Source organism: Ensifer sp. (assembly GCF_035999135.1).
Classification (GTDB): domain Bacteria; phylum Pseudomonadota; class Alphaproteobacteria; order Rhizobiales; family Rhizobiaceae; genus Ensifer.
The window spans coordinates 1-26,881 of sequence record NZ_DASYGZ010000165.1 but is presented as its reverse complement, the minus strand read 5'-3'; the positions used below and the strand labels follow the sequence as shown (position 1 = coordinate 26,881).

Below are 26,881 nucleotides of genomic sequence, written 5' to 3'. Positions count from 1 at the left end.
ATGCCGCGCTTTCACATCGATCGCGAGGAGCTGGCCAGCTGGAGGCGCGGACACGCCGGCGACCTCCATACGCAGTGCGCGCATCAAACGGCGATCTTCCTTATCTCTACGATATTAAACGGTATATTGGCTTCAGTTTTTGCGCATGCACTAGCGAGCGCTATATTTGCCGACCACCCGGTGGCAGAAGGACCATTCCACCCGGCTCTCGGTGAACTCCAGGAACGGATTGTATTGCCTGAGCGTCCATTCGCGGTCGTTGAACGAGACGAGCCGCTTGATGATCGCCTCGGCGTCGTTGGCGGGCGGCACGTGGTAGAGCACCACGTCCTTGTCGCGCGCCGGCGGCAGGTGCGGATGGACGAGCGCCATGTCGCCGGGCTCATAGGCCGGGATCATCGAGTTGCCGGTCAGGTAGATGCCATAGGCGCCCTTGACGCCTTCGAGCACGGACGGGCGCTTGACATATTCGACCGCGTCGAAGGTGACGATCACGTGGCCGTCGCCCCCTTGGGCTGCGGCAAAGATCGGCAGGTCGCGATGGCCGACCAGCTGCTCGCCCGGCACGATCTGCGGCGCGAAGCCCGGCGGGCGCTTGGGCGGCGCTTCGCTCGATCCGCCCTCGCCCTGAATGAGCTCGACGATCGCGCGGGCATCGCGCTCGCGCAGTTCGCGCGGGGTCTCGCGCTCGACGAACTGCTGGATATAGGCGTGGTTCTTCCCGATCGCGATCGACAGATCCTTGTAGGTCGTCTTCCTCGCTTCGACTGCTTCGCGGATGAGGTGGCGCAATTCGTCCATGGCACTGGCATCCCAGATTCCGTTTCTGACGTCCAATAGGATTTTTCCTCTTGATGGCGATAAGAAATCCTACTATGAATAGGATGTCAACGGAAATGAGCGGTACAGGTTTGCCACCATTTGCTTTGACGGACGCCGATAGCCCGGAGACAGGCAATCGCCCGTGACGGGCCGGCGCCACACCGGCGGAAAAGCATCGATCGCCGCGCCACGCGCGGCGGTCCTGGCGAGAGGTCGTTGTTTCCTCCCCGACGACCTCTCGTCTCCAACCTGATGCCGGCGAAGCGGGAAGGGACACGAACAACCGGCAGCGGGCCTGGGGCCTGACGCTGGCGGAACTGGATGCCGGAACTGGGAACAAGACGGCGACGCGACCATCCGCCCGTTTCGGCGGATCGCGGGCGGCTGCCCTCCGGGTGGAGACACATTCGAAAAACGGACGCGCGACAGGCGCGACGAATGGCCGTTGCCTCGCGGGGCGGCCAGGCGGGACGCATGGGTAATTGGAGCATCGGGGGGACATGGATCGGTTGGAGAGATGGATCAGTGGGAGACTTGGAAAAGCATCGGAAAAACCTGGGGGCCGACGTGCTTGAGCGAGCCGGGACCACCGGAGGAGACGAACATGGGCGCCCGATGGCGCACGGCCCGGATAGCGTCTGTCGGACGGAGCCCGGGGGTGCGGGCGAGCGGCGGCACGCCTCTTGCGACCACGAACAGCGGCAGGGGCCAGGCGGTTTGCGCTGCGGCCAGGAGATAGCCATGCGCATCACGGTGATTGTCGAAGCCCTGGTCCATTCCGGCGCTTCGCCTGAAATGATCCTTTCTGCCGTCAGGGCCGCTGAGGCCGGGCACGTCTTGGAGGTCGAGCGACGCCGGGCGAGCGACCGCGAGAGGCAACGCCGTCACCGGGCCCGCGTGACGTCACGCGGTGTCACTGTGACTGCGGCCGATGCCCTCTCTGATAAAGAAAGCTCCCCCGCACCCCCTAAAGAAACTAACTCTCCCCACCCGAATCCGGGCAGGCAGCCTGATTTCGACCCGGCTGGCGCCAGCCACGTCGACGGCCCTGGCCTCGAGGCCAGGCGCTCGGGCCGTCGCGCGACCCGGCTGCCAGAGAGTTTCGAGCCGGACTGGAGCTTTGCCGCGGGCCTCGGTTTCAGCCGCACTGCGGCTTCGGCGGAGCTCGACAAGTTTCGCGACTACTGGACCGCCAAACCGGGCCGGAACGCCGTCAAGCTCGACTGGGCCGCCACCTGGCGCAACTGGATGCGCAATGCCGGGCCGCCCCGCGGTGCGGTCCGCGCGAAGCGGGGATCTCGCGGAGAGACGCCGCCACACGAAACCGCCTTTGCCCGCCACCAGCGGGAATGCAGGCAAGCAATCAGACAGGAACTCGATGGAAGCGAGCAAGATCGACATGGGCGCAACGAACCTTGGCGCAACGAACCTTGGCGCAATGGAGATGGACACGATGGAGATGGACACAATGGACATGCGTACGATGGAAACGATGGCCTTTTCGGACATGATGACCTTACCGGTGGAAACCCGGCTCTTGACCTTGGGCCGGCAGATTACCGCGCTCACTGAACGGCTGGCCGATGTCAGCGACACGGCCGTGCTGCGCAGCCTCGATGCGATGCAGGCAGCGGGCCTGACGATGCCGCCGGCGATCGAGCCGCGCAGGATTGCCGCGGTCTATGGTTATGCGCTTTCGGGCGTGCCGGCTTGCGGGCTGACGGCTGCGACGCTGAAGCTCATCCGCGGCAGCTATGCCACCAATCCGAACGTGCTGCTTGGCACCGTTCCCAAGCCGCCTGTTCTTGCCGCCTTGGCGAGGGCAGAGGCACTCACCCTTCGCGCCGAGCTTGCCCGCAAGCGCGAGATCCTGGCGTCGCTTTCGGCGAACCCTTCGGGCAATCGCCGGTCGGCGGCAAGCCGAAGCCGGGTGCGGGCGCTGCTTGAACATTTCCACAGGACCCAGGCAGCGGCCAAGCGGGAGGCTTTCTGCCCGCGATCCGATGGTGCCGTCCCCGCCGCAAACGCCATCCCCCACGCCAAGGAGGCTTCCCATGCAGCCTGAAACGACCGATCTGACAAAACAGCCACCCCTGCGCCGCGGCGCCAAAAGGGACGCGGAAAAGCTCCGGGCGGATAAAGGCCAGATGGCGCTGGCTGCAGCCTTCAAGACCGGACGGGAAGGCGGTTTGTGCGCCAAGGGGACGCTGCGGACGGGCGGCTTGGTGAGCACGGCCGTCGCAGAGGGCGCCGGGCCTGCTTCTGCCTGCGAGGATAGCCCATCGGAGACGCTCGACGAGCTCGCCGGTATCGTCGCGACGAAGGTCAAGGCGCAGACGCGCCGGATCACGGAACTCGAACTCGCGCTTGCCGATGCCGAAGCGCGCATTCTTTCCCAGGCGCGGCTGATCTGCGCGGCGACGCTTGCTGCCGATGGCGATCTCTTTAACCGACGCTCGGTGCGCGAGATCGTCGAGGAGGTGTTGGCGCTCTACCCGGGGGTCAGCTGGGAGGAAGTGATCGGCGTCGGCCGCGAGCGGCGGCTCGTCGAGCCGCGGCACCGGTGCATGAGCGCCGTCTACCAGGAGCGCACGGACCTCTCATTGCCGGCGCTTGGCCGGATCTTCCACCGCGATCACACCTCGGTGCTGCATGCCGTCACCAAGCGCGAGCGCAAGGCCGGTTCGCATCGGGGACCCGGACCGGCGAGGGCTGGCGCGCGCCTGCAGGCGGCATCTGGCGCCGATGGCGGGCAGGAGACCGGCGCGGCGGCGGTTTGAGTTCAGGGCGATTTCCGCCGCGCGTGGTCGCGGCGGGCGTATCGACGAGATGATTTGAGCAAGGAGACGATATCATGACTTCCAAGGCAGAGCGCATCCGCATCAAGCGCGCGAGCCGCGCCGGCCGGCCGAAAAAGGCCAATGTGGCGCGCTATCCGGGCGGGCAGATCAAACATGGCGAAGCCGAGCGCGAGGTTCGATCGGTGGCGCTCGATGCCCGCAAGCGCATGCATTTTGGCGGAAAGCGCGACGCCCACGCCGCCAGCCCCTTTGCCGGCTATACGCTGGGCCGCATGTTTCTCGACGGCAAGCTGACGGCGCATGAGCGCGAGGCGGGCGATGAATATGCAAGGCAGATGGCGCGCTATTACAGTCTCACCGGCATTCCCTTCCCGAGTGTGCGGGCGCAGTCGCTGTTCGAGGTCAAGGGCTTTGCCGGCGAGACCAGTGCGGAACGCGCAAGAGGCGCACGCCAGGCGGCCAACCGGATGATGGCGCTCGAAGGCGTGCTGCTGAAGCTGCCGCAAGGCCCGCAGGTGAAGACGACCGTCTTCAACGTCTGCATCATGGACTACGAGATGCTGCGCACCATGCCGGAGCCGCAACTTCTCTGGCTGAAGAGCGGTCTGAAGGAGCTTCACTGGCACCTGGGGCTGTCGCGGGAGAGGGAGGGGTGAGGCAGACGTGTTGCGTACAAGGCACGGGCCGCCTGTCGTTGCGATGCGGCAAGGCGTCCCTGTGCCTCGCAATCGTCATGGTGGGATAGTTGCCTTTGAGCTGCCTCTCTATGGAGGAGGCAATGGTCACTAGACGGCGCGTCCTAGGGTTGTTTCCGTATTTTTGTCTACTTTATGTCAATAACTGCAGCATTATTGTTTGATTTATTCATTCAAGATGGTTTCGACATGGCAGAGACGACAATCGAATGGACCGACGCGACATGGAATCCGGTTGCGGGCTGCAGCATCATGAGTGCGGGCTGTACCAACTGTTATGCGATGCGTATGGCCGCTCGGCTCGAAGCAATGGGGCTGGAAAAGTATCGCGGGCTGACACGGAAAAGCGGCGGTCGTGCCAAGTGGACCGGGGCGCTTTATCTGGACGAAAAGGCGCTTTCCGTACCAGCATCGTGGTCAAAGCCCAGGAGTGTTTTCGTTAATTCAATGTCGGATCTCTTTCACCCAGATGTTCCGGTCGACTTCGTGCGCAAAGTTTGGTCCGCGATGGCTGAAACACGTCGACACACCTACCAAATACTCACCAAACGCCCTGATCGAATGGCCTCAATTCTCAGTGATGGATTCGATGTTCTGCCGAACGTCTGGCTTGGCGCCAGTGTGGAGGACCATCGGGTGATCCACCGTCTGGATGAACTGCGTCGGGTCCCCGCTGCGATCCGCTTCGTTTCCTTTGAGCCGCTTATAGGTTCGGTTGCTGCAGGCAGTCTTGCCAACATTCACTGGGCAATCGTTGGCGGCGAGTCCGGTCCTCAAGCCCGGCCTATGGACCCGACGTGGATTGATGAGATCTTCGACATGTGCACCGATGCTGATGCCGTATTCTTCTTCAAGCAGTGGGGTGGACGCAACAAAAAGGCGAGCGGACGTTCATACAAGGGCCGCACCTGGAACGATATGCCTTCCTTTGCGGCCTAAGCGCGCTCTATCGTGTCGCCGTCATCTGGAGTGCGACGCTTCGATCCATTCAGACGCCATGTCTCTTTGATCTCTCCGGCCTTGCCAAGCTCTGCACAGATCTGTTTTGCATCCTTCTTTCGTAACATGAAGCGGTCTAGCATCTGGGGCCAGACTTCAGAAAACGGCATGGGACAGGAAGGTAGCATTTGGCGAACCCATGTTTTTGCTTGGCTCCGGATGACTGCGATTTGTGCATCCATGGTCAATTCGGCCATGGATGCCATGTCGTCCGTACCAAAAAGCCCCAATTGCCCTGTCTTGGTTTCCTGAATTGCCTGCCGAGCAACAGCCCTTCGCATACCGTGCTCCTTGAGAGCGGCATGCTCGACTTCGCGATAAACCTCCAGTCCGTTTCGACTTCTGGTGCCATAGACGATGTAGAAATGAGTTCGATCTGATACTTTTTCGATCGGCGTACTGAGGACGTGCTTAAACTGCCCAGCTTTTCGGAACTGCTCGGAAAACAGAGCCAGCAACGCCTCCTCCCTTGGCAGTGACGTATCGAGCCGCTCCTGCCAGTTTGTGCCCAGAATTCCATCGAACGATGCCCGCGTGTTCGGATCTGGTGACGCGGTAAATCGATTTACGAAATCGAACATGAAGTTGAGCAACACTTCACCAGGAGAGTGCTTAAGGATGGGCTTCACCTTATCGAACTTATAGCCGGTCCAACCAGTCGGGTCGATGAATGTGAGGGCAAAGGAGTTCGCCATCGTTCTTAGGATTGGGGCGACAGCGTCTTCAAATTCTCCATTGAATGTTTCGATAAAGAAATCGTTGTGTGGATTGTGGTGTGGAGATACCGCTGCCTGTAGTTGCTTGTACGCGGTCGGATCCTGCTCGGCAAAGAAGCATTTTATGCGCGGCTGCCTGCCTGTCAGGCGTGCGTTTTTTTGTACGTCTTTCAAGACCTGAATCGCGATCATGAACGAGGAGTCGGAGTAGTCCAGCGTTCTCGTTTTCCAAGGTCCGGAAAATCCGTCAATGTATGCAATACTGTTCCAGCCACCGTACAGCGTCTTGAATGCGAGCTTCTGTAGATACTTCCTCAGGATGAAGTGCTTTGCTTCAGTTTGCTCACGGTCTTGATAAACGTTTGTCATGCCAAACATATCCCAGCTAACTGTCGATCTCAATTTAAAAATGAATTGCGATTCCGCCACTTCAATCTGAGGTAAGTAAGTGCCTTTCCCCAATTTTCGTCGTGTGTGGGCCGTGGTGACTTCCTCCGTTGATTGCTTCGAATCAGAAATACCAGTCGGGGCCGCGCCCAGTTGACGTGAGCGAGCTCGGGCGTAGAGAAAAGGCGTAGGACACATTTGGTCGAAAAATCCCCGACCGCCGTTGGGCCGCCCGGCTACCTTCGCGATGTGCAGGTCGTTGAATTTTTGACGGACCACGCTTACACGATCAGGAACGCCGCGTTCGCAAGGCGGCTCGTTAGGTCGGTCGCTTCGCAACTTGCCAAGGACGAGGACGGGGCCTGCGTCGACGTGATCCTCTATGAAGCGGAGATGGGTGAGTTCGGCGAGCTTGAGTTCATCCGTCTCGACACCAGGCCGTTGCTCGCGATCCCCGGGATGACAGGGCGAGGTCACGTTGGCCGGACCCGTGCTCCGTTCCGGAACATGACGTTCGGAACTCAGCTCGGGCTTTCGTCGCCGGCATCGCCAAGAAACAGGCTGATCAGGCGGACGAGCTCCTGCCGCACGCCGGGGTCGAAAAGCATGCCGCGCCGGGCGGCGTTGTGGATCACGCCGTCGATCGCGTCCGACAGGATAAGGGCCGTCGTGTGATCGTCCGCGGTCGGGCGCCTGTTGCGATAGACGGCCACGGCTTGCGCATAGTGGGCGAGATATTCGACCTCGAAGGCGCTCGCCGGGTTGCGGTAGTCTTCCGAGCTCGGGGCCTCGTCGAGCAATACCCGGTGGAGGCCGGGATGGTTGCTGTGGGCGGCGATCATCGCGCGGACGAGCTCGGCGGCAAACTGGGCGGGCGCACGTTCCGTCGGCCTTGAAGCTTTCATCACCGCAAGGCAGTCGTCGAGGTGCCGGCGGCGAATGGCGTCGACCAAGGAAAGCTTGTCGGGGAAGTACTGGTAGAGCGAACCGATGCTGACGCCGGCGATGTCGGCAACCCGGTTTGTGGTGAAGCCGGCCCAGCCCTCGTCGCTCAGAATGCGAGCGCCGGCCTGAAGAATGGCGGCCACAGTCGCGCGGGAACGGGCCTGGCGCGGGGTCTTGCGCATGGCGTCTTTCCCTCTCTCAATGCGAGTAGACATCGGGGAGCCCTCCTTCAGAATATGAGCAAATTACTCACATTCAGCAGGGTTGGAAGGACCGATTTCATGAGCGGGTTGCTTTTGAAACTCTATGGGTATCATGCCTGGGCGAACGCCGAACTGTTAGACGCGCTTCAAGCGCTCGACCGGCAAGGGAAGGGCGGCGAGCTTGTGACTGCCTTGCGGCTGATGAACCATACCTATGTGGTGGCGCGGATCTTCGCCGGACATCTCAGCGGCGCTCAGCATGGCTACACGTCGGACAATACGGCCGAGACGCCGAGCCTTGAGGACCTTCGCGCAGCCGTCGACGCGTCGGATCGCTGGTATGCCGATTATCTTGGCCGGGTATCTCCGGCCGACCTGTCGGAGGTGGTCGCCTTCACCTTCACCGATGGCGACAAGGGCGCCATGAGCCGGGAAGAAATGCTCCTGCATGTCGCGCTGCATGGCGGCTATCACCGGGGCGAGATCGGCCGGATGCTCTGGCGGCTCGGGATGACGCCGCCCTGGGATACGTTTGCGGTCCACCTCCATCAGTCGGACCCGGGCCGGCGGTTGCAGGGCAACGCCCAAACGATGCCTGCCTGATCATGCAGATGAGCGGGTTGCAGCCTGTCTTTGCCCGTCACCCCGCTGACGCGGCGGTTGCGACCGCGAGCTGTGCGTCGAAGGCGCGCCTGTAGGCCGGGCGGGCCTCGCCGCGGGCGACATAGGCTGTAAGGTTCGGGTATTCCTCAAGGATGCCCGAGCCGTGCAGCCGGCGCAGGACCGTGACCATCAGGAGGTCGCCGGCGCTGAAAGGTCCGTCGAGCCAGTCGGAAGCGCCAAGGTGCCTGGAAAGGCTGGCGAGCCGCACGCGGATGGTGTCTTCAAGCGCACTGAGGCGGTGTTCGTACCAGGGCTGATCGCGTTCCAGGATCGTGGCGAGGCTGCGGTCGAAGATCGGCGGCTCGACCGTATTGAGGGCGGCAAACATCCAGGCGACGGCGCGGGCCTGGGCCTTGTTTTCCTGCGGCAGCAGGCCGCTGCGCCCTTCCGCGATGTAGAAGACGATCGCTCCGGATTCAAACAGCGCGAGATCGCCGTCCTCCAGGGTCGGGATCTGCCCGAAGGGCTGGAGCGCCAGATGCGCGGGCTCCTTCATTTCCTTGAATGAGACGAGGCGGACGTCATAGGGCAGGCCGACCTCCTCGAGCGCCCAGCGCACCCGCATGTCGCGCGCCAACCCCCGGCCGCGATCGGGCGAGCGTTCAAAGGCGGTGATCGTGATCGTCATCGTGTCCTCCATGGCGTGGGTCTCATCTGAAAGACGTCAGCTCAGGCGAGGTTCCGACACCGGCGTTCAAAATTTGTCCGCCTACAGCGCGCGCGAGACGTATACGATCAGAGGTAGATCGTTCCTTGAAAATAAACGCATTTGGTGCGTTCGCGTTAATCGTTCAGCAAGGTCCATCCGGTGTATTTGATTCAAATATACTCGTTAAGATAGAAATGCGGTCGACATGAATGGTTGATCCGTCGGCTTTCTCGCTAGCCCATGACAGGCAAACGAGATCAAAACGGACAGGTCATGACCACCATATCTCCCACCCACGCTGCACTGACCATTCTCCAGCAAAGAACGCCGGGCGTATCTGCAGACAAGAACGCGTCGGATGCGATCCTGGACATCGTTTCCAGACGCACCGGAGCAGCGCACGGGACGGAGGCCGCGGCCAAGTCGGTGCCCCCTTCTTCAGAATTCAAGGCCCCGCGGGCGGTTGGCGGTAGTGTCTCCTCGGCGATTTCCTCGGCCCATATGAGCGCCATGGCTTCAGCGGCTCACCTTGAGTTCAAGCCGATCGCAGCGATCGTCGAGCATGCGGAAATCTTTGCGGGGTGGCTGGCGCGCGATATCGACGACTACAACGGCAAGTTCGATACGAAAAAGGTCTGGAGCCGTGAGGAATACGAGGCGCATGTCATGGCTGGCGAAGCAGACCGGATCGCCAAGGGCGCGGACGTGGAGGCCGCCAGGAAACACACCGAGTTCCTTCTGAGCGACAAGCTTTACAACGGTTACGCGAGGCACGCTGAGTTGGATAACTACTGGCTCATCCGCAATTCCAATGACGCTGCGTATAATCTCGTTAACGGCGCGGCGCAGCGCTTCAGCCATTCCTTTGGGGTCGAGGTTCCCATCAGCTATGACGAGACCGGGCGAGCGAGGCTCGGTTCCTTTGACGTCCACTATGAGAGCGGCGCAAAGATGCTGAGCTATAAGGAGGACTGTTCGATGACGAGCTACAACCGGGATGGAACGGTGCGCGAGCAGCTTGCCCGCGCACGGGACATGCGGGATTACATCGTAGCTTGATGTCGTGACGGACGAAGCCCGCTAGCGATTTACGTGGTAGGGAACCTCCTGCGCGGCGGGCTTACAGCTATGGCCTCGCGATCGTGCCCTGGTGGAAGAGCATCCGCCATTTCGCGCCGTCCCATGTCCAGATCGAGCTTCTGAGCGCATGGCGCTCGGACCCGTCGGCTTCGATGCGGTGGGTGCGGTAGGTCAGCAGCACGGCGCCAGGGGAGATGGGTGTCAGGCGGTAGTCTGCGGTGCGAATCTCGGCCACGTCCGTCTCGTCTTCCTGCATGAGAAGGTCGATGATTTCGGCGCGAAGGTAGACGGTGCCGGAGGCGCCGAATTCGACGAAGCCTTCGGCAAGCAGGTCCTCGAGCGCTGCGCGCGAGCCACGCACCTCGGGGCGGTGCAGCGCCTCTTCCAGCGCGCGGATTTCCGAGAGTTCGGGCAGGGTGCTCGTCATCGCCTCAACGTACCTGGATTTTGCCGCGGTCGTGCGCGGCTTTCGCCTCGGCATCACGGTTAGCCCATCCCTGGCCGAAGGGCTACTGCTGCATGCTTCCTTCGATCGCAACCGGTGAAAGGATAAAACAGGCAATCTTTCAAAGGTCTGCAGTGATCTTTTGCATCCGACGAGACGCGCGGCGTAGCAAGTTCCTCAGGTCAACCGCTCGTCGAGGTTCCTTCGTCGAGATCCCTGGCGAAGGTCGAGAGATACTTCATGCCGGTATCGCAAAGCACGGTGACGACCGTCGCCTCGGGCCCAAGACGTTCGGCGACCCGCAAAACCGCGGTGACGTTGGCGCCGGTGGAGGTGCCGCAGAAGAGGCCTTCCTCGGCGGCGAGGCGAAAGGCCATCGCCCGGGCATCGGCTGTCGAGACCGGCTCGATCGCATCGGCGATCTCAGGGTACCAGAGTGGAACGACATAGCCGGCGCCGATGCCGTCGATCCTGTGTGCGCCGGACGGGCCGCCCGAAAGAACCGCAGATTCGGCCGGTTCGACCGCGACCATGCGGATGCGGCTGTCATGTTGGCGCAGCCGTTCCGAGATGCCGCGAACCGATGCGGAGCTGCCGGCCGCCTGGACGAATGCATCGAGCCTGCCTCCGGTCTGTTCCCAGATCTCGTCGGCCATCTTGGAATAGGCCCTAAGCTGGTCGGTGTTTTCCATCTGGGCGGTGATGTAGGCGCCGGTTTCTTGGGCGATGCGATGGGCCTCGCGGATCATGTCCTTCGTCAGCTTTTCCGTCTGCCTGCCGCCGTCGCTCGGGACGATCGTGAGCTTTGCGCCGAGGAGGCGCATGTGGTCGAGCTTTTCGCGCGAGAACGCGTCCGAGGTCACCAAATGAAGCGGGTGGTTCTTGACGCCGCAGACGAGCGCGAGCGACACGCCGGTGCTGCCCCCGGTGTATTCGACCACGGCGCCCCCCGGTTTCAGCCGGCCATCGGCCTCCGGGGCTTCGATCATCGCCAGCGCCATGCGGTCCTTCATGCTGCCGGTCGGATTCTGGCTTTCGAGCTTGAGAAGGATGCGCGCGCCGCTTGACGGCGTGACGTTGCGCAGCGGCAGGAGATCTGTGTTGCCGATCGTGTCGAGGATCGTTGTCGGGGCGTTGGTCATGGGGGCCTCACTGTTGAGATGTTGCCACGAGGCTAGATTGACCGCCTCGATGCGGCTACAGTCGTAAATGACAATTTTGGAGATGATTGCGTCATGCGGCTGTCGGTTTTCGCGCTCGACGGTGTCTTTGACAGCGGATTGAGCGTGCTGCTCGACACGTTCTCGGTCGCCAATGATCTGGCGGTGGCTGAGGGCATGGAGCGCCTGCTGTTGACTGTCGAGGTCGTGGGGGTGCGGCAGCAGGTCCGCACGGCACTCGGCCTGACGGCGAGCGTCGAGGCGATAGACGGTGCCAAACGGCCGGACTGGGTGGCGGTGCCGGCACTCAACACGAGAGAGCCGGAACGGCTGGAGCAGGCGCTGGCGCGGGCCGACGTGCGCGAGGCGATCGGCTATCTGAGGGATTGTCACGCGGCCGGCGCCGGCCTTGCAAGCGCCTGCCTTGGAACGTTCATTATCGCCGAAACCGGGCTTCTTGACGGCGCCGACGCCACGACCAGCTGGCCGATGGCGCCCCTGTTTCGCAAGCGCTATCCGAAGATCCGGCTCGACGACAGCCAGATGATCACGGTTTCGGGCCGGCTGGTGACCGCGGGCGCGATGATGGGGCATCTCGATCTGGCCCTCTTTCTCGTGGCCCAGGCCAGCCCGGAGATCGCGTCTCTCACCGCGCGCTTCATGCTGGTCGACAGGCGTTCGTCGCAGGCGCGCTACGTCGTGCCGAGCTATCTCTCGCAGACCGATCCGCTCGTCGACCGCTTCGAACGCTTCGCGCGGGCGAACCTTGCCGGCGGCTTTTCCCTGCAGGCGGCGGCCAAAGCGCTTGGCGTCGGGCCAAGGACCCTGCAACGCCGGACCGAGGCGGTGCTCGGCAAGTCGCCGCTCGCCTTCGTCCAGGACCTGCGTGTAGCGCGCGCCCAGCATCTGGTTTCGATCGGCCTCGATCTGGAGGCGGTGGCGGGTGAGGTCGGCTATGCCGACGCGGCGACGCTGCGAGCGCTCTTGCGCCGCCATCTCGGCCGCGGCGTGCGCGAGCTCAGGGCGGAGCTGCAGGCTTAGGGTTGGAATGCACCCGGATCCTCCGCCGCCTTGACAGGTTCATAATATCCACTATTCTGGATATATGGATGAGAATCAAACGATCACCGCTTTGGCGGCCCTTGCGCAGCCGACACGGCTCAGGACCTTCAAGCTGCTTGTCGAGCGCGAACCGGATGGGGTTGCTGCCGGCGAGCTCGCAAGGCTCGCCGACGTGCCGCAAAACACCATGTCGGCACATCTTTCGACGCTTTTGCAGGCCGGGCTTGTGCGAAGCGAGCGGCAGAGCCGATCGATCCTCTATCGTGCCGATCTCGAACGCCTGCGCTCCGTGGTACTCTACCTGCTCAAGGACTGCTGCGGCGGCAATGCCAGCCTCTGCGCGCCCCTTATCGCCGATCTGAGCCCTTGCTGTCCTTCGACTGACTAGTGTCTCAAGCATGGATCGGGCGGCAAAAACATAAAGCAATTCAAGGTGCCGCAGCGAGGTGTGCGTGTCTGCAGGACGCGCGGCGCTGCCAGGACGAGGTGCAACTCCGTGAGGCAAGCCGGGAGAGCCACATGAGCGACCAACCCTACAATGTCAACGAGGCCGAGCGGCACTTCGCCTTTGCCGAAGCCTACCGGATGCTCAACAACCGCATCTCGATCTTCACCAGCCTGCCGATGACGAGCCTCGACAAGCTCGCCCTGCAAACAAGGCTGAACGAGATCGGCCAGACTGTTTCCTGAAGCGGGTCGAACACATGCCATTCGATCTGAAACGCCGCCTTGCCGCGGAAGCGCTCGGCACGGCCATCCTGGTTGCGACCGTCGTCGGCTCCGGCATCATGGCCGACCGTCTTTCAAGCGATGCGGCAATCGCGCTGCTTGGCAACACGATCGCGACCGGCGCGATGCTGGTGGTTCTCATCACCATCCTCGGCCCGGTTTCCGGCGGGCACTTCAATCCTGTCGTGACCATGGTGTTTGCGACACGGCGCGAGATTGCGGCGCCCGCGGCGGTGTTCTATGTCGCGGCCCAGGTGGCAGGCGGGCTCGCAGGAACGCTGATCGCCCATGCAATGTTCGAGCTGCCGCTGCTGCAGCTGTCCGAAACGGTGCGCACAGGGGCCGGCCAATGGATCGCCGAGGCGGTGGCGACGTTTGGGCTGGTGCTGACGATCCTTGCGGCCTTGCGTTTCCGGGGCGAGGCCGTTCCGACGCTCGTCGGGCTCTACATCACCGCCGCCTACTGGTTTACCGCCTCGACCTCCTTTGCCAATCCGGCCGTCGCCATCGCCCGCGCCCTCTCCAATACCTTTTCGGGTATCCGACCGGTCGACGTGCCGGGCTTCATCGTCGCCGAAGGCATCGGTGCGCTCGCTGCCGCAGCCACTGTCGGCTGGATGCTTGCCGAACGGAACACCTCAATCTCGCCAACAACGCTCACAGGAGCCGACTGACCATGGACGTCACCATCTACCACAACCCGAAATGCGGGACCTCGCGCAACACGCTGGCGCTCATCCGTCACGCCGGCATCGAACCCACCGTGGTCGACTATCTGACGACGCCGCCGGGCCGGGACGAGCTTGTCCGGATGATCCGGGACGCCGGGCTGACGGTGCGCCAGGCGATCCGCGACAAGGGAACACCCTATGCCGAGCTCGGCCTCGACGACCCCACACTTTCCGACGACGCGCTTTTGACGGCCATGCTCGAGCATCCTGTGCTCATCAATCGCCCGTTCGTCGTCACGCCCCTCGGCACGCGGCTCGCCCGACCTTCGGAAGCGGTGCTCGACGTCCTGCCGGCCGACGCTTTCACGAGCGCGTTCGTCAAGGAGGATGGCGAAAAGGTTCTGGATGAGGAGGGGCGTCGCATTGTCTGATCTTCCCGCCGCCGATCTCCGCCATCTGCGCAAGCCCGATCTTGATGCGCTCAGGCCCGCGTTTTCGAGCCACAAGCCACGCATCCTCATTCTTTACGGCTCGGTGCGCCCAGTTTCGTATTCGCGACTGCTGGCCGAGGAGGCCGGTCGGTTGCTTGAATATTTCGGCGCCGAGGTGCGGTTCTTTGATCCCTCGGGGCTGCCGCTTCCGGACGATGCGCCCGTCAGCCATCCGAAAGTCCAGGAGCTCAGGGAGCTCTCGGCCTGGTCGGAGGGCCAGATGTGGGTGAGCCCGGAGCGGCACGGGACGATCACCGGGATCATGAAGGCGCAGATCGACTGGATCCCGCTGTCGATCGGGGCGATCCGTCCGACGCAGGGAAAGACGCTTGCGGTCATGCAGGTCTCGGGCGGCTCGCAGTCCTTCAACGCCATCAATACGCTGCGCCTGCTCGGGCGCTGGATGCGCATGATCACGATCCCGAACCAGTCGTCGGTCGCGAAGGCCTATCAGGAGTTCGATGCGGACGGCCGCATGAGGCCGTCGTCCTATTACGATCGCGTTGTCGACGTCTGCGAGGAACTCGTGAAGTTCACGATGTTGACGAGGGACGTCTCGGCCCATCTCGTCGACCGCTACAGCGAGCGCAAGGAAAATGCGGAGAAGCTGGAAAAGCGGGTGTCGCTGAGCGCGATCTGACGCTTCGGCGGCTGTGCCACAGCGACAAGAATGCGCAAGTGTCCGAGTGGCATTGAACGTCGTGCGGCGGTCAAAACGCACGACGTTCAACGCGTGCCTGAGCGCGGATCCACAGTCGACGCCGTTTTGCGGACCGGCGCCGGCTGCTCAGGCACGGGGACGGCTAGCCCTTGGCGGGCCGGTTGTCCGCAACGGCGGTCTCCGGCTCGTAGGAGAACATCATGTAGGTGACGGTGATCAGGATGACGGTCAGGAACAGGGTACTGGTGACGACCGTTCCAAGACCCAGGCCGCCATATTCGATCGGTTGCGCCAGCAGATCGCCGACCGAAGCACCGGCTGGCCGCGTGAAGATATAGGCGAGCCAGAAGGCGGCGACGGCGTTGAGCCCGAGCGCGTAGTAGGCAAAGGCGACGGCTGCGATGACTGCGGCAAACAGCAGTGCGGTCGTCATGTAGCCGAACGCGAAACGCTCGGCGACGAGGTCGCCGGCCGCGGTGCCGAGCGCAAAGGTGAAGAGGATCGCCAGCCAGTAGAAGGCCTCGCGCCGCGTCGTGTAGATCGAGTGGATCGACAGGGTTCTTTCGCTCGCATACCAGAGGGAGAAGGTAGCAACGAGCGCCAGCGTGAAGACCACGGTGGAGGTTTCAAGCGGAACGCCGAGATTGTCGGTGAGGTTGTCGGTGATCAGCGTTCCGACGATGCTGATCAGCACCACCGCCAACCAATAGGCCCAGGGCACATAGCGCTTCTGGGCAAATTGCAGCCCGAGCGTGGCGACGAGCACCGCACTCATGATCAGCGAGGTGGCGGTGAGCCCGAGACCGAGATTGACCGCGAGATAGTCGGCCGCGGTTTCGCCCATGGTGACGGCCATCAGCTTGATCAGCCAGAAGTCTGCCGTGACGCGGGGGACACGGTTGATGTTGGACATGTCGAGGGATTGGGGACGCATGTCTGTCGCTCCGGGTTTCAAGGTCACTTGCCCATGGCGGACATGGCTTGCTTGAAGAAGCCGTTGGCCCTGTCGTCATCGTCGGCGTTGCAGCGATCGATACCCTTGTTGATGAGTTCGTCGACCTTGACGACATCGGTGTCACTGAGCTTGGCGCTCGAGCGCGCGCCACGCACATCCTTCAGCGTGTCTTCGCAGGGGACATTGGCAAAACTCGCCGAATGCATGGCAAGGGCGAATGCACCGAACAGGGCGCAGGTGGCGAAAGGCTTCATCGGGATCTCCATAGGCTGTTGAGGGGCAAGAGTGCAGCGCCGAAGCTGGCCGCCGGAATTTGCCTCCGCCTTGCCGGAACCATACCAATTCGTAAGGTGACAACGGCGCGCGACTGTGCGCCGAATGGTTGCCACGTGGACAACAGGCCCAGGTCTATCCGATGCGAATTCTGCTGATCGAAGACGACCGCAAGACTGCCGACTTCGTGCAGCGCGCCATGGCCGAAGCGGGGCATGTCTGCGACCTTGTCGACGACGGCCGTGACGGGCTCTACCAGGCGACGCGCGAGGCCTACGACGTGCTGGTGATCGACCGCATGCTGCCGGGGCTCGACGGTCTGTCGGTGGTCAAGGCGATCCGCGCGGCGAGGATCAAGGTGCCGGCGCTGTTTTTGACCTCGATCGGCGGCGTCGACGACCGCGTGGAGGGTCTGGAGGCCGGGGCCGACGACTATCTGGTCAAGCCGTTTGCCTTTTCCGAGCTGATGGCGCGGGTGAATGCGCTTGCGCGCCGGCCGCCGATGTCGGAGCAGAAGACCGTGCTCGTGGTTGCCGACCTCGAACTCGACCTCGTCAGGCGCCTGGTGACGCGCGGCGGCGAACGCATCGACCTGCAGCCGCGGGAGTTTACCCTGCTCGAAGTGCTGATGCGCGGCGAGGGCAGGGTGCTGACCCGGACCATGCTTCTGGAAAAAGTCTGGGATTTTCATTTCGATCCGAAGACGAGCGTCGTCGAAACCCATGTCAGCCGCCTGCGCGCCAAGGTCGACAAGCCGTTCGACGTGCCGCTCATCCATACGGTCCGCAACATCGGGTACAGCCTCCATGTCGAAAGGTAGTCTGTGGCGCTCGACCCCGTTTCGGCTCGCGGTGACCTTCGGACTCGTCTTTTTTCTCACCTTCGTTGCAGCCGGCTTCGTCACCTACCAGGTCCTGCGGCAGGAGCTGAAGCGCTCGCTCGACGGCTCGGTGAAGGAACTGCACGCGGTGATCGCCTCCTCCGACGATCTAGAGGACCTGATTTCGATGGTGGACGCCTATTCGCGGGTGAACCCGGCACGCGAATGGGTCTTCTGCGTCATCGGCGCAGACGGCAGGCAGATCGCCGGCGATGTCTCGACGCCGCCCTTGCCGGACGGGTTCTCGTCGGCAAGGGCCGATGCGCTCGGTTTGCGGGCAGGGCCCGACTACCGGGTGTTTTCGGGCATGGTCGCAAGCAAGCGGCTGATCGTCGGGCGAAGCCGGGCCGCGACCGACCGGCTCGAACGCATCGCATTTACCAGCCTCTTATGGGCAAACCTGGTGGCGTTGGCCGGGGCGATCATCGGCGGGGCGCTTCTGGCGCGAAAGGCGCAGCGGCGGCTCGACGGCATCGCCGGCGCGATGACCGCCGTCTCCCACGGCACATTCGACGCGCGCGTTCCGCTCAGCGGCAGCGGCGACGACATCGATACGGTTTCACGCCAGATCAACGAGGCGCTCGACCGGCTGTCGGCGCTGATGGAGACGATGCGGCAGGTCAGTTCCGACATCGCGCACGAGCTGAAGACGCCACTCAACCGGCTGAAAATGCAGATCGACACGGCAATCCGCGGCGACGAGCGCGGTGAGGCGGTCAGCGAGGCGCTTTACGACGCGCGTGCCGAGGCCGGCCAGATCAACGCCACCTTCGAAGCGCTGCTCCGGATTTCGCAGATCGAGGCCGGCGCGCGCAAGACCCGGTTTCAAACCCTGGATCTCACCGGCATCGTCGCCTCGGTGGCGGAGATCTATGCCGATGTCGCCGAAGACAGCGGCCATGGGCTGACGACCTCGATCGACGCGGCCGATCCGCTGAAGATGCGGGGCGACCGGGAACTTCTGACGCAAATGCTGGCAAACCTCGTCGAAAACGCCATTCGCCATTGTCCGCCCGGCGCTGCAATCTCGATTTCACTCGGACGGCAGGGCGGGAATGCCGTGGTTGCGGTGAACGACGACGGTCCGGGCATACCGGCCGGCGAGCGAGAGAAAGTGTTCCGCCGGCTCTACAGGCTCGACAAGAGCAGGACGACGGCGGGAAGCGGACTGGGCTTGAGCCTCGTTCGCGCCATTGCCGACCTGCATGCGGGCGACGTGGCCATCGGCGACAACGGGCCAGGGGTCTGCGCCGAAGTGATCCTGCCCCTGGAGGAGCGACACCCTTCCTGATGCAATGCTTCAGGAAACGTTCGCAAGCTTCTGTTCGCGAAGGATGCGGGTGTCGATTTCCTTCAGGCGATGCTGGATGGCGGGATCGCCGGGGAGCAGCGTGAGCGCGGTTTCAAGCAGGTCGCGGGCGGCCAGAATTTCGCCATCGCGGATATGGCGGTTGGCGCGGTGGTAGAGGAAGTTGACCCGCTCCACCGGTGCGAAACGCTCACCGAAGCGGGCATTGATCCGGTCGGCCCAATCAGGGTGGCGAGGCATGGCCGCGACGGCGATCTGGTAGGGGCGCATCGGCGCATCGGCACGGGCCGTGTGGGCAAGGGCGGCGAGGCCGGCGCGATCGTTGCTGCGGCAGGCGTCGATGAGGGAAAGCGCGCGCTCGGTGCCGGTAAAGACGCGTACCGTGCCGTGGCCGGTCATGGGCACGGGCACGAGGTGGGTTTCGGCCTGCAGCGTGGCGATGCGCTCGGCGTGGCGGCGGTCGATCGCATGGAAGGGATCGTAGAAGATGAAGGCGCGTCCTGCGGCCTGGTCGGGCGAGATGCCCATATTGGCGTGCAGGTCCGCCGAGAAATGGCGTCGGAAACGATTGTCGTAGGGCACTGACTTTGGATCGATCGACACCTGCGGGCAAAAGGCGATCGCGCTCGTCGCATTGAAACGCCGGCGATAGCGAAGGGCGGCGTAGCCACCTTGCGAATGCCCGTAGAGGATGCGCTCGGGCGCCGCCTTCAGGATGGGGGCTGCCGCCTCGACCGCCCTCACGATGCTTTCCGACGGAAACCAGTTGGGTCGGCGGCTGATGAAACCAAGCGCTGCGATATCCGCCTTCTCGCAGAAGCGCTGCCCCCAGTAGCGGCTGCCGTTGGCCACGATCTCCATCTCGTTGAAGGTGACAAGCAGATAGGGAGACGAGCCCGGGCGATGGATGACTTCGAGGTTTTCGTCCGAGTAGATAAGCACGTGGTCTCCGGATTAGTTCAAGATTTGCAGCAGTATAATTTCACTTTTCGCAAACCGTCTCGAAAAACGGATCGCGGTTTATACTAATGCGAACTTGTGCCGTATTGCCAGTGGCGGCGACGTCTCTGTCGCTCAAACCCTCTGCAGAAACGCCAGCACCCGCTTCGTCAGCAGTGCGGTTGCCGCTGCGTCATAGGACGGGAGCGAGCTGTCGGCGAAGTAGTGCTGGTCGCCGGGATAAAGGAAGAGTTCGGCATCCGCGACCTTTGCCACGATCTCGCGGGCGGCGTCGATGTCGCCTTCGCCGACGAAAACAGGGTCGTTGTCCATGCCGTGGATCTGCACAGGTACGCCGTCCGGCCAGGGACCGAAGCACCACGCCCCGCTGATCGGGATGCAAGAATAAAAGAGCAGCGCGCCGCGGGCGCCGGCTCTTGTCTGGGCGAGTTTTTGCGCCGGTAGCACGCCGAAGGAGAAGCCGGCATAGACAAGGCCCTGCGGCAGGGCGTCGGCGAGACGGACGCCGCGCTCGCGCATTGCCTCGAAACCGGTCGCCTCGATGAAGGCGAGACCGTCCTCGATGCTGGCAAAGGTGCGCCCTTCGAAGAGATCCGGCATGTGCACCACGTGGCCTTCGGCCCTCAGCGTTTCGGCGAAGGCGTGCATGCCTGGGGTCAAGCCTTGAGCGTGATGGAAGAGCAGAATCTCGGCCATGGCGAATTCCCCGATTTGGATCTGATGTCGCAATAGTGGTGCCATCGCCTCGAATTTCAAGCCGAGCGCCGGATTTCGGCGCGATTTCCAGCGCTGTCAGCCTGCTCATCATGAACCCGCTTCAGTTGCATTCAATGTTAGGAATGTCGCATTCATTGTGGGTTCACCTCGCCGGGACAAACTGATGTCTGGTTTCAAACAGACAGGTGACGAGATGAGGAAGATTGGCATCGCGCTTCTGGCGGCGATAACGGCCCTTTCGGGCATCACACCGGCAAGCGCCATGCCGGTTGTTGCCATGGAGCGGGTGCAAAAGAGCGAGGTCCTGCCGGTGCAGGACTGGCGCGGACGCGGCGACAGGGGATGGCACGGCGGCGGATGGGATGGCGGCTATCGCCCCCGTTACCGACCGGGCTACAGGCCAGGCTGGAACGGTGGATACCGCCCGGGCTGGGACGGCGGCTATCGCCCGGGCTACCGTCCGGGCTGGAGCGGGGGCTATCGCCCGGGATATCGGCCGGGCTGGAATGGCGGCTATCGCTACGGCTACTACAACGGCTATCGCGGCTACCGCTATGAGCGCTACGGCTATCGTCGTCACAACGACGGCTGGTGGTATCCGCTGGCCGCCTTCGGGGCAGGGGTCGTTATCGGCGGCGCCATTGCCGCACCGCCGCGCAGCTACGACGCCGGCGTCAACCCGCGCCATGTCGACTGGTGCTATGCGCGCTACCGCTCCTACCGCGCCTGGGACAATTCGTTCCAGCCCTATGGCGGCCCGCGCCAGCAGTGCTACTCGCCCTATTTCTGAGGCTTGAACGTCAGGCTAAAGGTCCGCCGGTCGGGGTGATCGGCGGGCCTTTGTCATGGCCGGAGCGGGACGTCGCCATGTGCTCGACGGTGCCACATGTCTTATCAGGTGCGCGAAGGGCTCGATAATTCGAGCTTCCGCATGTCCTTCGAGCGGCGAGATTGACGGTGTCTGTTGCAGGCCGGCTACCCGTTTCAGCCGCTCCTAATCGTCGGAGAACACGATCGGCATTTTGAGCCTCGTCTCGGCCGCGTCCATACCAGCCGGAAAGGCGGGCAGCTTTGCCGATCTTTCAAGCATCAACCGGGCGGCGGCATCGGCCGGTGCAAATCCCGAAGACCTGTAGATTCGTGCTCTGCGCACGCGGCCATCCCGCCTGACGATGACCTCTATCTCGACTATCGCCCCCTCCCGGTCTTGTTGCGGTCGGCTTCGGCAGGTTCCTCTTGAAAACCTCCCGAACCTGCTCTGCCCATTCGCCGTTGGTCCTAAGAGTGTCTGCTCTGGCCTGCAGTGGCATAGCGGCAATAACGGCGGCGATAATCAGGCGGGCAAAACGAGACACCAAGAATATCCTGGCAACGATTTGTCGCCGTGTCTTATCAATTCTCGCAAGGGTTGCAACGGGGGTGTCGCCTAGATCCGCGCGGGCGGCGAGAAAACGTTCGACCACAAGGGGCGCAGGCGCGCGAAAGCGCGGGCGCAATGGCCAAGTTGGAAGGAGAAAAGCCGGCGGTCTAGAATTTCAGCCGGGCATCGTCGTGCTCTGGAGGCCGGTGGGCGTCCTTGCGGCGGAAGCCGTAGGCGAGCGCCAGCCCCAGAATGGCGGAGCCGACGACGATGGCGGCGAGTGCGAAGAAATTCTCCATGGCATTTTCCTCCCGACAGGAGCTTAACACAGAATGCGCGCAAACAAATGGCGTGGCAGCGAGATTGCGCGTCATGGTTACTCAACGCGCTGCGGCGCCTGAAGTTCAATGATGTGAGCGCAAAACCAGGCGCCCGTTGTGCATGCGTCAATAGCCGGAGCTTCCGCCGCCCATGCCGCCCGAACTGCCTTGCATGTTCTGCATGCCCTGGTTTCCGGGGCTCGGGGCGGGCGCGCGGTTGGCCTGGTCGGTGGTGCAGCCGGCGAGCGCGAGGAGCGCCACGGAAATCGCAACGATCAGGTAGCGTGGTGTCATGGAAACCTCCCGTTGTTGCGCGAACGGCCGAAGGCCGCCTCGCCATCGAAACGGATGAGGCACGCGCGCGTCTGCCCGCAGGTCCTCGGCTCGGGGACATCGCGCAGGCGGCACGCCATGCCGAACACAGATGTGCCTGACGAGTATACACCAAAGAACGCGCCGTGCCGCGACACGGTGCGGGACCGGCAAGGCGCTGCATCTGCCCAGCGCCGGCGGCCATGCCTCGGGAGAAAAGCGAACAAAACAGAAACAAATTTAGGCGAAGGGCTTGCCAACCACGCGGAAGCAGGCTAAGGATATTTCAGACTGGTCGTTTCTTCATTGAAGCGGCCTTTTTGATTCCGGCGAATGACCGGGGCCGAGTGCCGGCCGCACTGGTTCGCTTCCCGCGGCTAGGCAGCGTCGAATTGCTGTCAGGTCAGGTCAGGTCAGGTCAGGTCAGCTCAGGTCACGCCTCTCTGATGCCTGCATATGCTGCGCAGGCGAAGGCTACCGACTTCCCGTTCACGCTTCCTGCTTGGCGATCTTGTTGCCGACCGGATGCCCTGGCTCGGGCCGGGGGCGGGGATGCCCGATGCTGCGCAGCCAGCGGGAAGCCTCCTGCGGGTCGTGCTCGACGCCGAGGCCGCGCTGATAGATGGTGACCAGACGCGCCTGGGCGGCCGGATGACCCTGACGGGCGGCCTGCCGGTTCCAGTGAAGCGAGGCGGCGTAATGTTCCTCGCCGCCATCGTTGAAGTAGATTTCGGAAAGCTTCGCCTGTGCGTCGACATTTCCTGACGTTGCCAGTTCAAGCAACCTTGGCGAGATATTCGTAGCGGACGGCCGGGGCGTGAAAATGGTCTTCAACGTCTTGAATGTGTTGCGGATCATCTGACACCTGTTGCAATCATTGCATGGTTCCCGCGGCAGGGCTGCTAGACTGGAAAACTACTCAAAATCTTGAACTAATTTGGTTTTTCCGAGATCATCGCCGGTGAGGCCGTGACCCTTCTTGTGCATTGCGCCAAGACGACCCGATCAGGGGCAACCCGGTGGGCCGTATTGATGACCGTATGCAACCTGAAGTCAAGGTTGCAAGCGTGACATCAAGCGTGACACGCGCAATTTTCTGTGAGCGGACCGTCACGTCCGGCACGCCTGTTTGTTGCCGGCAGCGCTGAGACGATAGGCGATCGGCAGCGCCTGCCCGGGTCGCCATGCCCAGGGCGTGCCGGTTCCGCCTGCACGGAGTATCGTCATGACAAACACCCCCGCCAAGGACCCGAAGACGGGACGCTTTCTGCCGCGCGCCGGAAGCGCGAGCGCGATCCCCCGACCGCGCGCCCGCAAGGCGGTGCGCAGCAAGCTCGGCGAGCTCTTTCTCGAGGACATGCTTTCGGCCTGGGAGGCCCGAGGCGCTGCGGCGATCGACGCGCTGATCGAAAAGAACCCGAACGATTTCTTGAAGACGATAGCCGCGCTGATGCCGAAGGACGTGAGCATCAATGCCAACCAGATCGGCGAGATGACCGATGAACAACTCCTCCAGCGGATCCAGAAACTCGACCAGACCATCCGGCCTTTCCTCCATGCTTCGGGAGCGGATGGAACTGGCAATGGAGATCGGGCGCAGGCAGAGAACGAATAGGCTGCGCTACTACCAGCCCTATGACAAGCAGACCGAATTTCACGCGGCCGGCGCTGCCTTTCGCGAGCGGCTGTTCATGGCCGGCAACCAGCTCGGCAAGACGCTGGCGGGTGCTGCCGAAGCGGCGATGCACCTCACAGGCGACTATCCTCATTGGTGGGCGGGCCGACGGTTCGACCGGCCGATCACGATGATCGGCGGCTCGGAATCGCACGAGTTGACACGCGATGGCGTGCAGCGGCTGCTCGTCGGCCCGCCAATGAGCGAAGAGGACTGGGGCACCGGCTACCTGCCGAAAGCGGCCATTGCCGGCTGGACGCGACGCTCCAGCGCTTCCGGCGCGCTCGACAGCGTGACGGTGCGCCATGCGAGCGGAGACACCTCCACGCTGCTTCTGAAAGCCTATGAGCAGGGGCGGGCGAAGTGGCAGGCCAACACGGTCGACTACGTCTGGTTCGACGAGGAGCCGCCGGAGGACGTCTATTTCGAGGGCATTACGCGCACCAATGCAACGGGCGGTTCGGTTGCCGTGACCTTCACGCCGCTGAAAGGCATGAGCTCGGTCGTCAGCCGCTATCTGCTGGAACCGTCGGAGGACCGGACGGTGGTGACGATGACGATCGACGATGCCGAGCACTATACGAGCGAGGAGCGCGCGAAGATCGTCGCGAGCTATCCGGCGCATGAGAAGGAAGCGCGCACCAAGGGCGTGCCGACGCTCGGGTCGGGGCGAATCTTCCCGGTGACCGAGGAGCAGATCCGCGTCGAACCCTTCGAGATCCCCCGGCATTGGGTACAGATCGGCGGCCTCGATTTCGGCTGGGACCACCCGTTTGCGGCCGTGCTTTGTGCCTGGGACCGGGATGCCGATGTCTTTTACGTGACCCGCTGCTACCGCGAGCGCGAGGCGACGCCGATCATCCATGCCGCGAGCTTGAAACCTTGGGGCGCCTGGCTGCCCTGGGCCTGGCCGCATGACGGTCTGCAGCACGACAAGGGCTCGGGCGAGCAGCTGGCCACGCAATATCGCGGGCAGGGGCTCGTCATGCTGCCTGAACGGGCGACCTTCGACGACGGCACCAACGGTGTCGAGGCCGGCATTTCCGACATGCTGCAGCGCATGCAGACGGGGCGCTTCAAGGTGTTTTCCACCTGCGGCGACTGGTTCGAGGAATTCAGGCTCTACCACCGCAAGGACGGCCGGATCGTGAAAGAGCGCGACGACGTGATTTCGGCCAGCCGCTACGCGCTGATGATGAAACGCTTTGCCCGGGTGAAGGCGGACAGCGCCGCCTGGGCCTTTACCGATCGGAAGGTTCTCTAGATGGCTGCGATGACGAAACCGGAATTGACGGAGCTCGTGAGCCAGCTCGTCAGGGATTGCGAGGACTATCGCGACCAGCTTTCGGCCACGCGCGTGCGGGCGATGGAGTATTATGACGGCGTGATGGCCGATGTGCCGGCGGAGGCGAACCGCTCCAAGGTGGTTTCGCGCGATGTGCGGGCGGCGGTGAAGAAGGTGCTGCCGTCGCTGATCCGCACGGTGCTCGGCAATGACAAGGTGGTGGAATACCAGCCGGTCAACCAGGGCGACGAGGCCGGCGCCGAGCAGGCGACCGACTACATCAACTACATCGTCTTTCCCGAAAGCGACGGCTATGACGCGGTGCAGGATGCAGCCCACGACGCGCTGAAGCTCGGCAACGGCGTGATCCGCTGGTGGTACGAGAAGAGAAAAAGCGTCGAGGTTTCGACCCATAGCGGGCTCGATGAGGCCGCACTCGTGCAACTGATCGCCGACGACACGGTGGAAGTGCTGGAGCAGGCGCAATCGGTCGAGCGGATCGAGCTGCCGACAGGACCTGTCGAGCAGCCGGTCTTTGCCGTCAAGATCCGCCGCACCGCCGAGCGCGGGGCGACAAGGCTTGCCGCCGTGCCGCTCGAGGAATTCCTGGTGCATCCGGATGCGATCTCGATCGACGACAGCCCGATTGCCGGGATCAAGCGGCGGATGCGGCGCTCGGACCTGATCGCCATGGGCTATGACCGTGATCTCGTCGAAGGTTTTGCCATTGCCGGCAATGCGGACGGCGAGGACGAGGAGTTTGCCCGCCGGCGCGGCATCTTCGGCGACGGGGAGGAGACGGCGACGGCGCTGCAGGAGATCGACTACTACGAGCTCTATGTGAAGGTGGATGCGGATGATGACGGCATTGCCGAGCTGCGCCGCCTGGTCTTCGCCGGCGGCACCGCAGCCGACAACCTGCTGGAAGATGCGGAATGGGACGAGGTGCCCTTTGCCGATCTCATCACCGAGCGGCGGCCGCACCAGCGCGAAGGCAATGCGACCACCGACGACATGGCGGAGATCCAGCGGGTGAAGACCGTGCTTTTGCGCCAGACGCTCGACAATCTCTACTGGCAGAACAACCAGCAGCCGATCGTGCAGGAGGGGGTGATCCAGAACCCGGAATCGGTGCTGAACCCGAAATTCGGCCAGCCGATCCGCGTCGGCCAGGGCGTCGATGTGCGCGGCGCCGTCGGCTATACGGCGGTGCCGTTCGTTGCGCGGGAATCGTTCTCCATGCTCGGCTATCTCGACCAGGAGGCGACTGACCGCACCGGGATTTCCGATGCCTCGAGCGGCATGGCGCCGGACGCGCTGCAGAACATGACGGCGAAGGCGACGGCACTGGTCGAGCAGGCGGGCATCGGCCAGACGGAGCTGATGGTGCGCACCTTTGCGCAAGGGCTGAGGCGCGTGTTCAAGGGGCTGCTCGGCCTCACCATCAAGCACCAGGACCGGCCGCGGGCCGTGCGGCTGCGCGGCAAATGGGTGACCTTCGACCCGCGCCACTGGAACGCCGGCATGGACGCGACCGTCAATACCGGGCTCGGTGCGGGCACGCGCGAGCGCGACATGCTGATGATCCAGATGATCCAGCAATTGCAGGAGAAACTGCTGACGACGCTCGGGCCGGACAACCCTTATGTTTCGCCC

The 26,881-nt window shown here is 63.1% G+C and carries 32 protein-coding genes and 1 pseudogene; 18 read left to right on the top strand and 15 right to left on the bottom strand.

The features are described 5' to 3' along the window. Window positions 1-150: 150 nt before the first annotated feature. Entirely contained in the window at window positions 151-801 is a 651-nt protein-coding gene (locus tag VGO12_RS21455) for a S24 family peptidase (RefSeq protein WP_327514776.1), read from the bottom strand. A gap of 543 nt (window positions 802-1,344) precedes the next feature. Further along, window positions 1,345-1,710 carry a hypothetical protein gene (locus VGO12_RS21450; RefSeq protein ID WP_327514778.1) on the bottom strand — a complete coding sequence of 122 codons (366 nt, stop codon included), beginning with the start codon at window positions 1,708-1,710 and terminating at the stop codon, window positions 1,345-1,347. 490 nt (window positions 1,711-2,200) lie between these two features. On the opposite strand from VGO12_RS21450, the gene VGO12_RS21445 reads away from it, so the two are divergent. The 4 genes from VGO12_RS21445 to VGO12_RS21430 all read left to right on the top strand — a co-directional run bounded on the left by VGO12_RS21445 (window position 2,201) and on the right by VGO12_RS21430 (window position 5,257). After that, window positions 2,201-2,887, top strand: coding sequence for a hypothetical protein (locus VGO12_RS21445; protein WP_327514777.1), 687 nt, complete (start codon window positions 2,201-2,203; stop codon window positions 2,885-2,887). Further along, window positions 2,877-3,602, top strand: a complete 726-nt coding sequence (locus tag VGO12_RS21440; RefSeq protein WP_327514775.1) for a helix-turn-helix domain-containing protein — start codon at window positions 2,877-2,879, stop codon at window positions 3,600-3,602. The genes VGO12_RS21445 and VGO12_RS21440 overlap by 11 nt, the downstream gene beginning before the upstream one ends. A gap of 74 nt (window positions 3,603-3,676) precedes the next feature. Next, window positions 3,677-4,279: a hypothetical protein gene (locus VGO12_RS21435; protein ID WP_327514774.1), complete on the top strand. Its 603-nt coding sequence runs from the start codon at window positions 3,677-3,679 to the stop codon at window positions 4,277-4,279. 228 nt (window positions 4,280-4,507) lie between these two features. Further along, window positions 4,508-5,257 (top strand): DUF5131 family protein, encoded by a 750-nt coding sequence (locus VGO12_RS21430; protein ID WP_327514773.1) that lies wholly within the window; start codon window positions 4,508-4,510, stop codon window positions 5,255-5,257. On the opposite strand, the gene tcmP is transcribed toward VGO12_RS21430, so the two are convergent. Both tcmP and VGO12_RS21420 read right to left on the bottom strand, forming a co-directional pair. Further along, the gene (gene tcmP / locus VGO12_RS21425) at window positions 5,254-6,897 is read right to left on the bottom strand and encodes a three-Cys-motif partner protein TcmP (protein WP_327514772.1); all 1,644 of its coding nucleotides are present in this window, start codon (window positions 6,895-6,897) and stop codon (window positions 5,254-5,256) included. The two genes, VGO12_RS21430 and tcmP, sit on opposite strands and share 4 nt — an antisense overlap. A 44-nt stretch (window positions 6,898-6,941) precedes the next feature. Beyond that, window positions 6,942-7,547 (bottom strand): TetR/AcrR family transcriptional regulator, encoded by a 606-nt coding sequence (locus VGO12_RS21420; protein ID WP_327514771.1) that lies wholly within the window; start codon window positions 7,545-7,547, stop codon window positions 6,942-6,944. 99 nt (window positions 7,548-7,646) lie between these two features. Between VGO12_RS21420 and VGO12_RS21415 the strand changes: the two genes are divergently transcribed. Further along, on the top strand, window positions 7,647-8,171 hold the full coding sequence (locus VGO12_RS21415) for a DinB family protein (protein ID WP_327514770.1): 525 nt from the start codon (window positions 7,647-7,649) through the stop codon (window positions 8,169-8,171). Window positions 8,172-8,208: 37 nt separating this feature from the next. Here VGO12_RS21415 and VGO12_RS21410 read toward each other — a convergent pair whose 3' ends face one another. After that, window positions 8,209-8,859 (bottom strand): glutathione S-transferase family protein, encoded by a 651-nt coding sequence (locus VGO12_RS21410; protein WP_327514769.1) that lies wholly within the window; start codon window positions 8,857-8,859, stop codon window positions 8,209-8,211. A 294-nt stretch (window positions 8,860-9,153) separates the two neighbouring features. Between VGO12_RS21410 and VGO12_RS21405 the strand changes: the two genes are divergently transcribed. Then, window positions 9,154-9,939 carry a hypothetical protein gene (locus VGO12_RS21405; RefSeq protein ID WP_327514768.1) on the top strand — a complete coding sequence of 262 codons (786 nt, stop codon included), beginning with the start codon at window positions 9,154-9,156 and terminating at the stop codon, window positions 9,937-9,939. Window positions 9,940-10,006: 67 nt separating this feature from the next. On the opposite strand, the gene VGO12_RS21400 is transcribed toward VGO12_RS21405, so the two are convergent. Continuing rightward, window positions 10,007-10,387, bottom strand: a complete 381-nt coding sequence (locus tag VGO12_RS21400) for a DUF4440 domain-containing protein (RefSeq protein WP_327514767.1) — start codon at window positions 10,385-10,387, stop codon at window positions 10,007-10,009. Between the two features lie 200 nt (window positions 10,388-10,587). Continuing rightward, entirely contained in the window at window positions 10,588-11,547 is a 960-nt protein-coding gene (locus VGO12_RS21395) for a cysteine synthase family protein (RefSeq protein ID WP_327514766.1), read from the bottom strand. Window positions 11,548-11,640: 93 nt separating this feature from the next. Between VGO12_RS21395 and VGO12_RS21390 the strand changes: the two genes are divergently transcribed. From VGO12_RS21390 to arsH, 6 genes and pseudogenes are all read left to right on the top strand, one after another. Next, window positions 11,641-12,606 carry a GlxA family transcriptional regulator gene (locus tag VGO12_RS21390; RefSeq protein WP_327514765.1) on the top strand — a complete coding sequence of 322 codons (966 nt, stop codon included), beginning with the start codon at window positions 11,641-11,643 and terminating at the stop codon, window positions 12,604-12,606. A 64-nt stretch (window positions 12,607-12,670) separates the two neighbouring features. After that, the gene (locus VGO12_RS21385) at window positions 12,671-13,015 is read left to right on the top strand and encodes a metalloregulator ArsR/SmtB family transcription factor (RefSeq protein WP_327514764.1); all 345 of its coding nucleotides are present in this window, start codon (window positions 12,671-12,673) and stop codon (window positions 13,013-13,015) included. A gap of 158 nt (window positions 13,016-13,173) precedes the next feature. After that, window positions 13,174-13,317 (top strand): annotated as a pseudogene (locus VGO12_RS21380) (arsenate reductase ArsC); the annotation flags it as partial. Between the two features lie 14 nt (window positions 13,318-13,331). Next, entirely contained in the window at window positions 13,332-14,030 is a 699-nt protein-coding gene (locus VGO12_RS21375) for an MIP/aquaporin family protein (RefSeq protein ID WP_327514763.1), read from the top strand. 2 nt (window positions 14,031-14,032) lie between these two features. After that, window positions 14,033-14,458, top strand: a complete 426-nt coding sequence (gene arsC / locus VGO12_RS21370) for an arsenate reductase (glutaredoxin) (RefSeq protein WP_327514762.1) — start codon at window positions 14,033-14,035, stop codon at window positions 14,456-14,458. Further along, window positions 14,433-15,158 (top strand): arsenical resistance protein ArsH, encoded by a 726-nt coding sequence (gene arsH, locus VGO12_RS21365; protein ID WP_327514761.1) that lies wholly within the window; start codon window positions 14,433-14,435, stop codon window positions 15,156-15,158. The genes arsC and arsH overlap by 26 nt, the downstream gene beginning before the upstream one ends. A 163-nt stretch (window positions 15,159-15,321) precedes the next feature. Here the strand turns inward: arsH and VGO12_RS21360 are convergent, their stop codons facing one another. Continuing rightward, on the bottom strand, window positions 15,322-16,113 hold the full coding sequence (locus VGO12_RS21360; protein ID WP_327514760.1) for a hypothetical protein: 792 nt from the start codon (window positions 16,111-16,113) through the stop codon (window positions 15,322-15,324). 23 nt (window positions 16,114-16,136) lie between these two features. Further along, window positions 16,137-16,388 carry a hypothetical protein gene (locus VGO12_RS21355; protein ID WP_327514759.1) on the bottom strand — a complete coding sequence of 84 codons (252 nt, stop codon included), beginning with the start codon at window positions 16,386-16,388 and terminating at the stop codon, window positions 16,137-16,139. 161 nt (window positions 16,389-16,549) lie between these two features. Here VGO12_RS21355 and VGO12_RS21350 point away from each other — a divergent pair, with 161 nt between their 5' ends. Together VGO12_RS21350 and VGO12_RS21345 are read left to right on the top strand one after the other, a co-directional pair. After that, window positions 16,550-17,227 (top strand): winged helix-turn-helix domain-containing protein, encoded by a 678-nt coding sequence (locus tag VGO12_RS21350; protein ID WP_327514758.1) that lies wholly within the window; start codon window positions 16,550-16,552, stop codon window positions 17,225-17,227. Beyond that, window positions 17,214-18,578 carry a HAMP domain-containing sensor histidine kinase gene (locus tag VGO12_RS21345; protein ID WP_327514757.1) on the top strand — a complete coding sequence of 455 codons (1,365 nt, stop codon included), beginning with the start codon at window positions 17,214-17,216 and terminating at the stop codon, window positions 18,576-18,578. Before VGO12_RS21350 ends, VGO12_RS21345 begins: the two co-directional genes overlap by 14 nt. A gap of 9 nt (window positions 18,579-18,587) precedes the next feature. Here the strand turns inward: VGO12_RS21345 and VGO12_RS21340 are convergent, their stop codons facing one another. Continuing rightward, the gene (locus tag VGO12_RS21340; RefSeq protein ID WP_327514756.1) at window positions 18,588-19,538 is read right to left on the bottom strand and encodes a hypothetical protein; all 951 of its coding nucleotides are present in this window, start codon (window positions 19,536-19,538) and stop codon (window positions 18,588-18,590) included. Window positions 19,539-19,670: 132 nt separating this feature from the next. After that, on the bottom strand, window positions 19,671-20,252 hold the full coding sequence (locus VGO12_RS21335) for a dienelactone hydrolase family protein (protein ID WP_327514755.1): 582 nt from the start codon (window positions 20,250-20,252) through the stop codon (window positions 19,671-19,673). Window positions 20,253-20,466: 214 nt separating this feature from the next. On the opposite strand from VGO12_RS21335, the gene VGO12_RS21330 reads away from it, so the two are divergent. Beyond that, on the top strand, window positions 20,467-21,063 hold the full coding sequence (locus VGO12_RS21330) for a BA14K family protein (protein WP_414650759.1): 597 nt from the start codon (window positions 20,467-20,469) through the stop codon (window positions 21,061-21,063). A gap of 204 nt (window positions 21,064-21,267) precedes the next feature. Here VGO12_RS21330 and VGO12_RS32250 read toward each other — a convergent pair whose 3' ends face one another. The 4 genes from VGO12_RS32250 to VGO12_RS21315 form a co-directional block, all read right to left on the bottom strand. Beyond that, the gene (locus VGO12_RS32250) at window positions 21,268-21,591 is read right to left on the bottom strand and encodes a TonB family protein (protein ID WP_414650758.1); all 324 of its coding nucleotides are present in this window, start codon (window positions 21,589-21,591) and stop codon (window positions 21,268-21,270) included. A gap of 209 nt (window positions 21,592-21,800) precedes the next feature. Next, on the bottom strand, window positions 21,801-21,932 hold the full coding sequence (locus VGO12_RS21325; RefSeq protein ID WP_255380915.1) for a hypothetical protein: 132 nt from the start codon (window positions 21,930-21,932) through the stop codon (window positions 21,801-21,803). Window positions 21,933-22,079: 147 nt separating this feature from the next. Further along, complete coding sequence (locus VGO12_RS21320) at window positions 22,080-22,247, bottom strand: hypothetical protein (RefSeq protein ID WP_327514753.1); 168 nt, start codon at window positions 22,245-22,247, stop codon at window positions 22,080-22,082. A gap of 507 nt (window positions 22,248-22,754) precedes the next feature. Next, entirely contained in the window at window positions 22,755-23,123 is a 369-nt protein-coding gene (locus VGO12_RS21315; protein WP_327514752.1) for a tetratricopeptide repeat protein, read from the bottom strand. A 367-nt stretch (window positions 23,124-23,490) separates the two neighbouring features. Here VGO12_RS21315 and VGO12_RS21310 point away from each other — a divergent pair, with 367 nt between their 5' ends. The 3 genes from VGO12_RS21310 to VGO12_RS21300 form a co-directional block, all read left to right on the top strand. After that, window positions 23,491-23,880 carry a hypothetical protein gene (locus VGO12_RS21310; RefSeq protein WP_327514750.1) on the top strand — a complete coding sequence of 130 codons (390 nt, stop codon included), beginning with the start codon at window positions 23,491-23,493 and terminating at the stop codon, window positions 23,878-23,880. After that, window positions 23,837-25,204 carry a terminase large subunit domain-containing protein gene (locus tag VGO12_RS21305; protein ID WP_414650757.1) on the top strand — a complete coding sequence of 456 codons (1,368 nt, stop codon included), beginning with the start codon at window positions 23,837-23,839 and terminating at the stop codon, window positions 25,202-25,204. The genes VGO12_RS21310 and VGO12_RS21305 overlap by 44 nt, the downstream gene beginning before the upstream one ends. After that, on the top strand, window positions 25,205-26,881 hold a 1,677-nt coding region (locus VGO12_RS21300), incomplete at its 3' end, for a portal protein (RefSeq protein ID WP_327514748.1).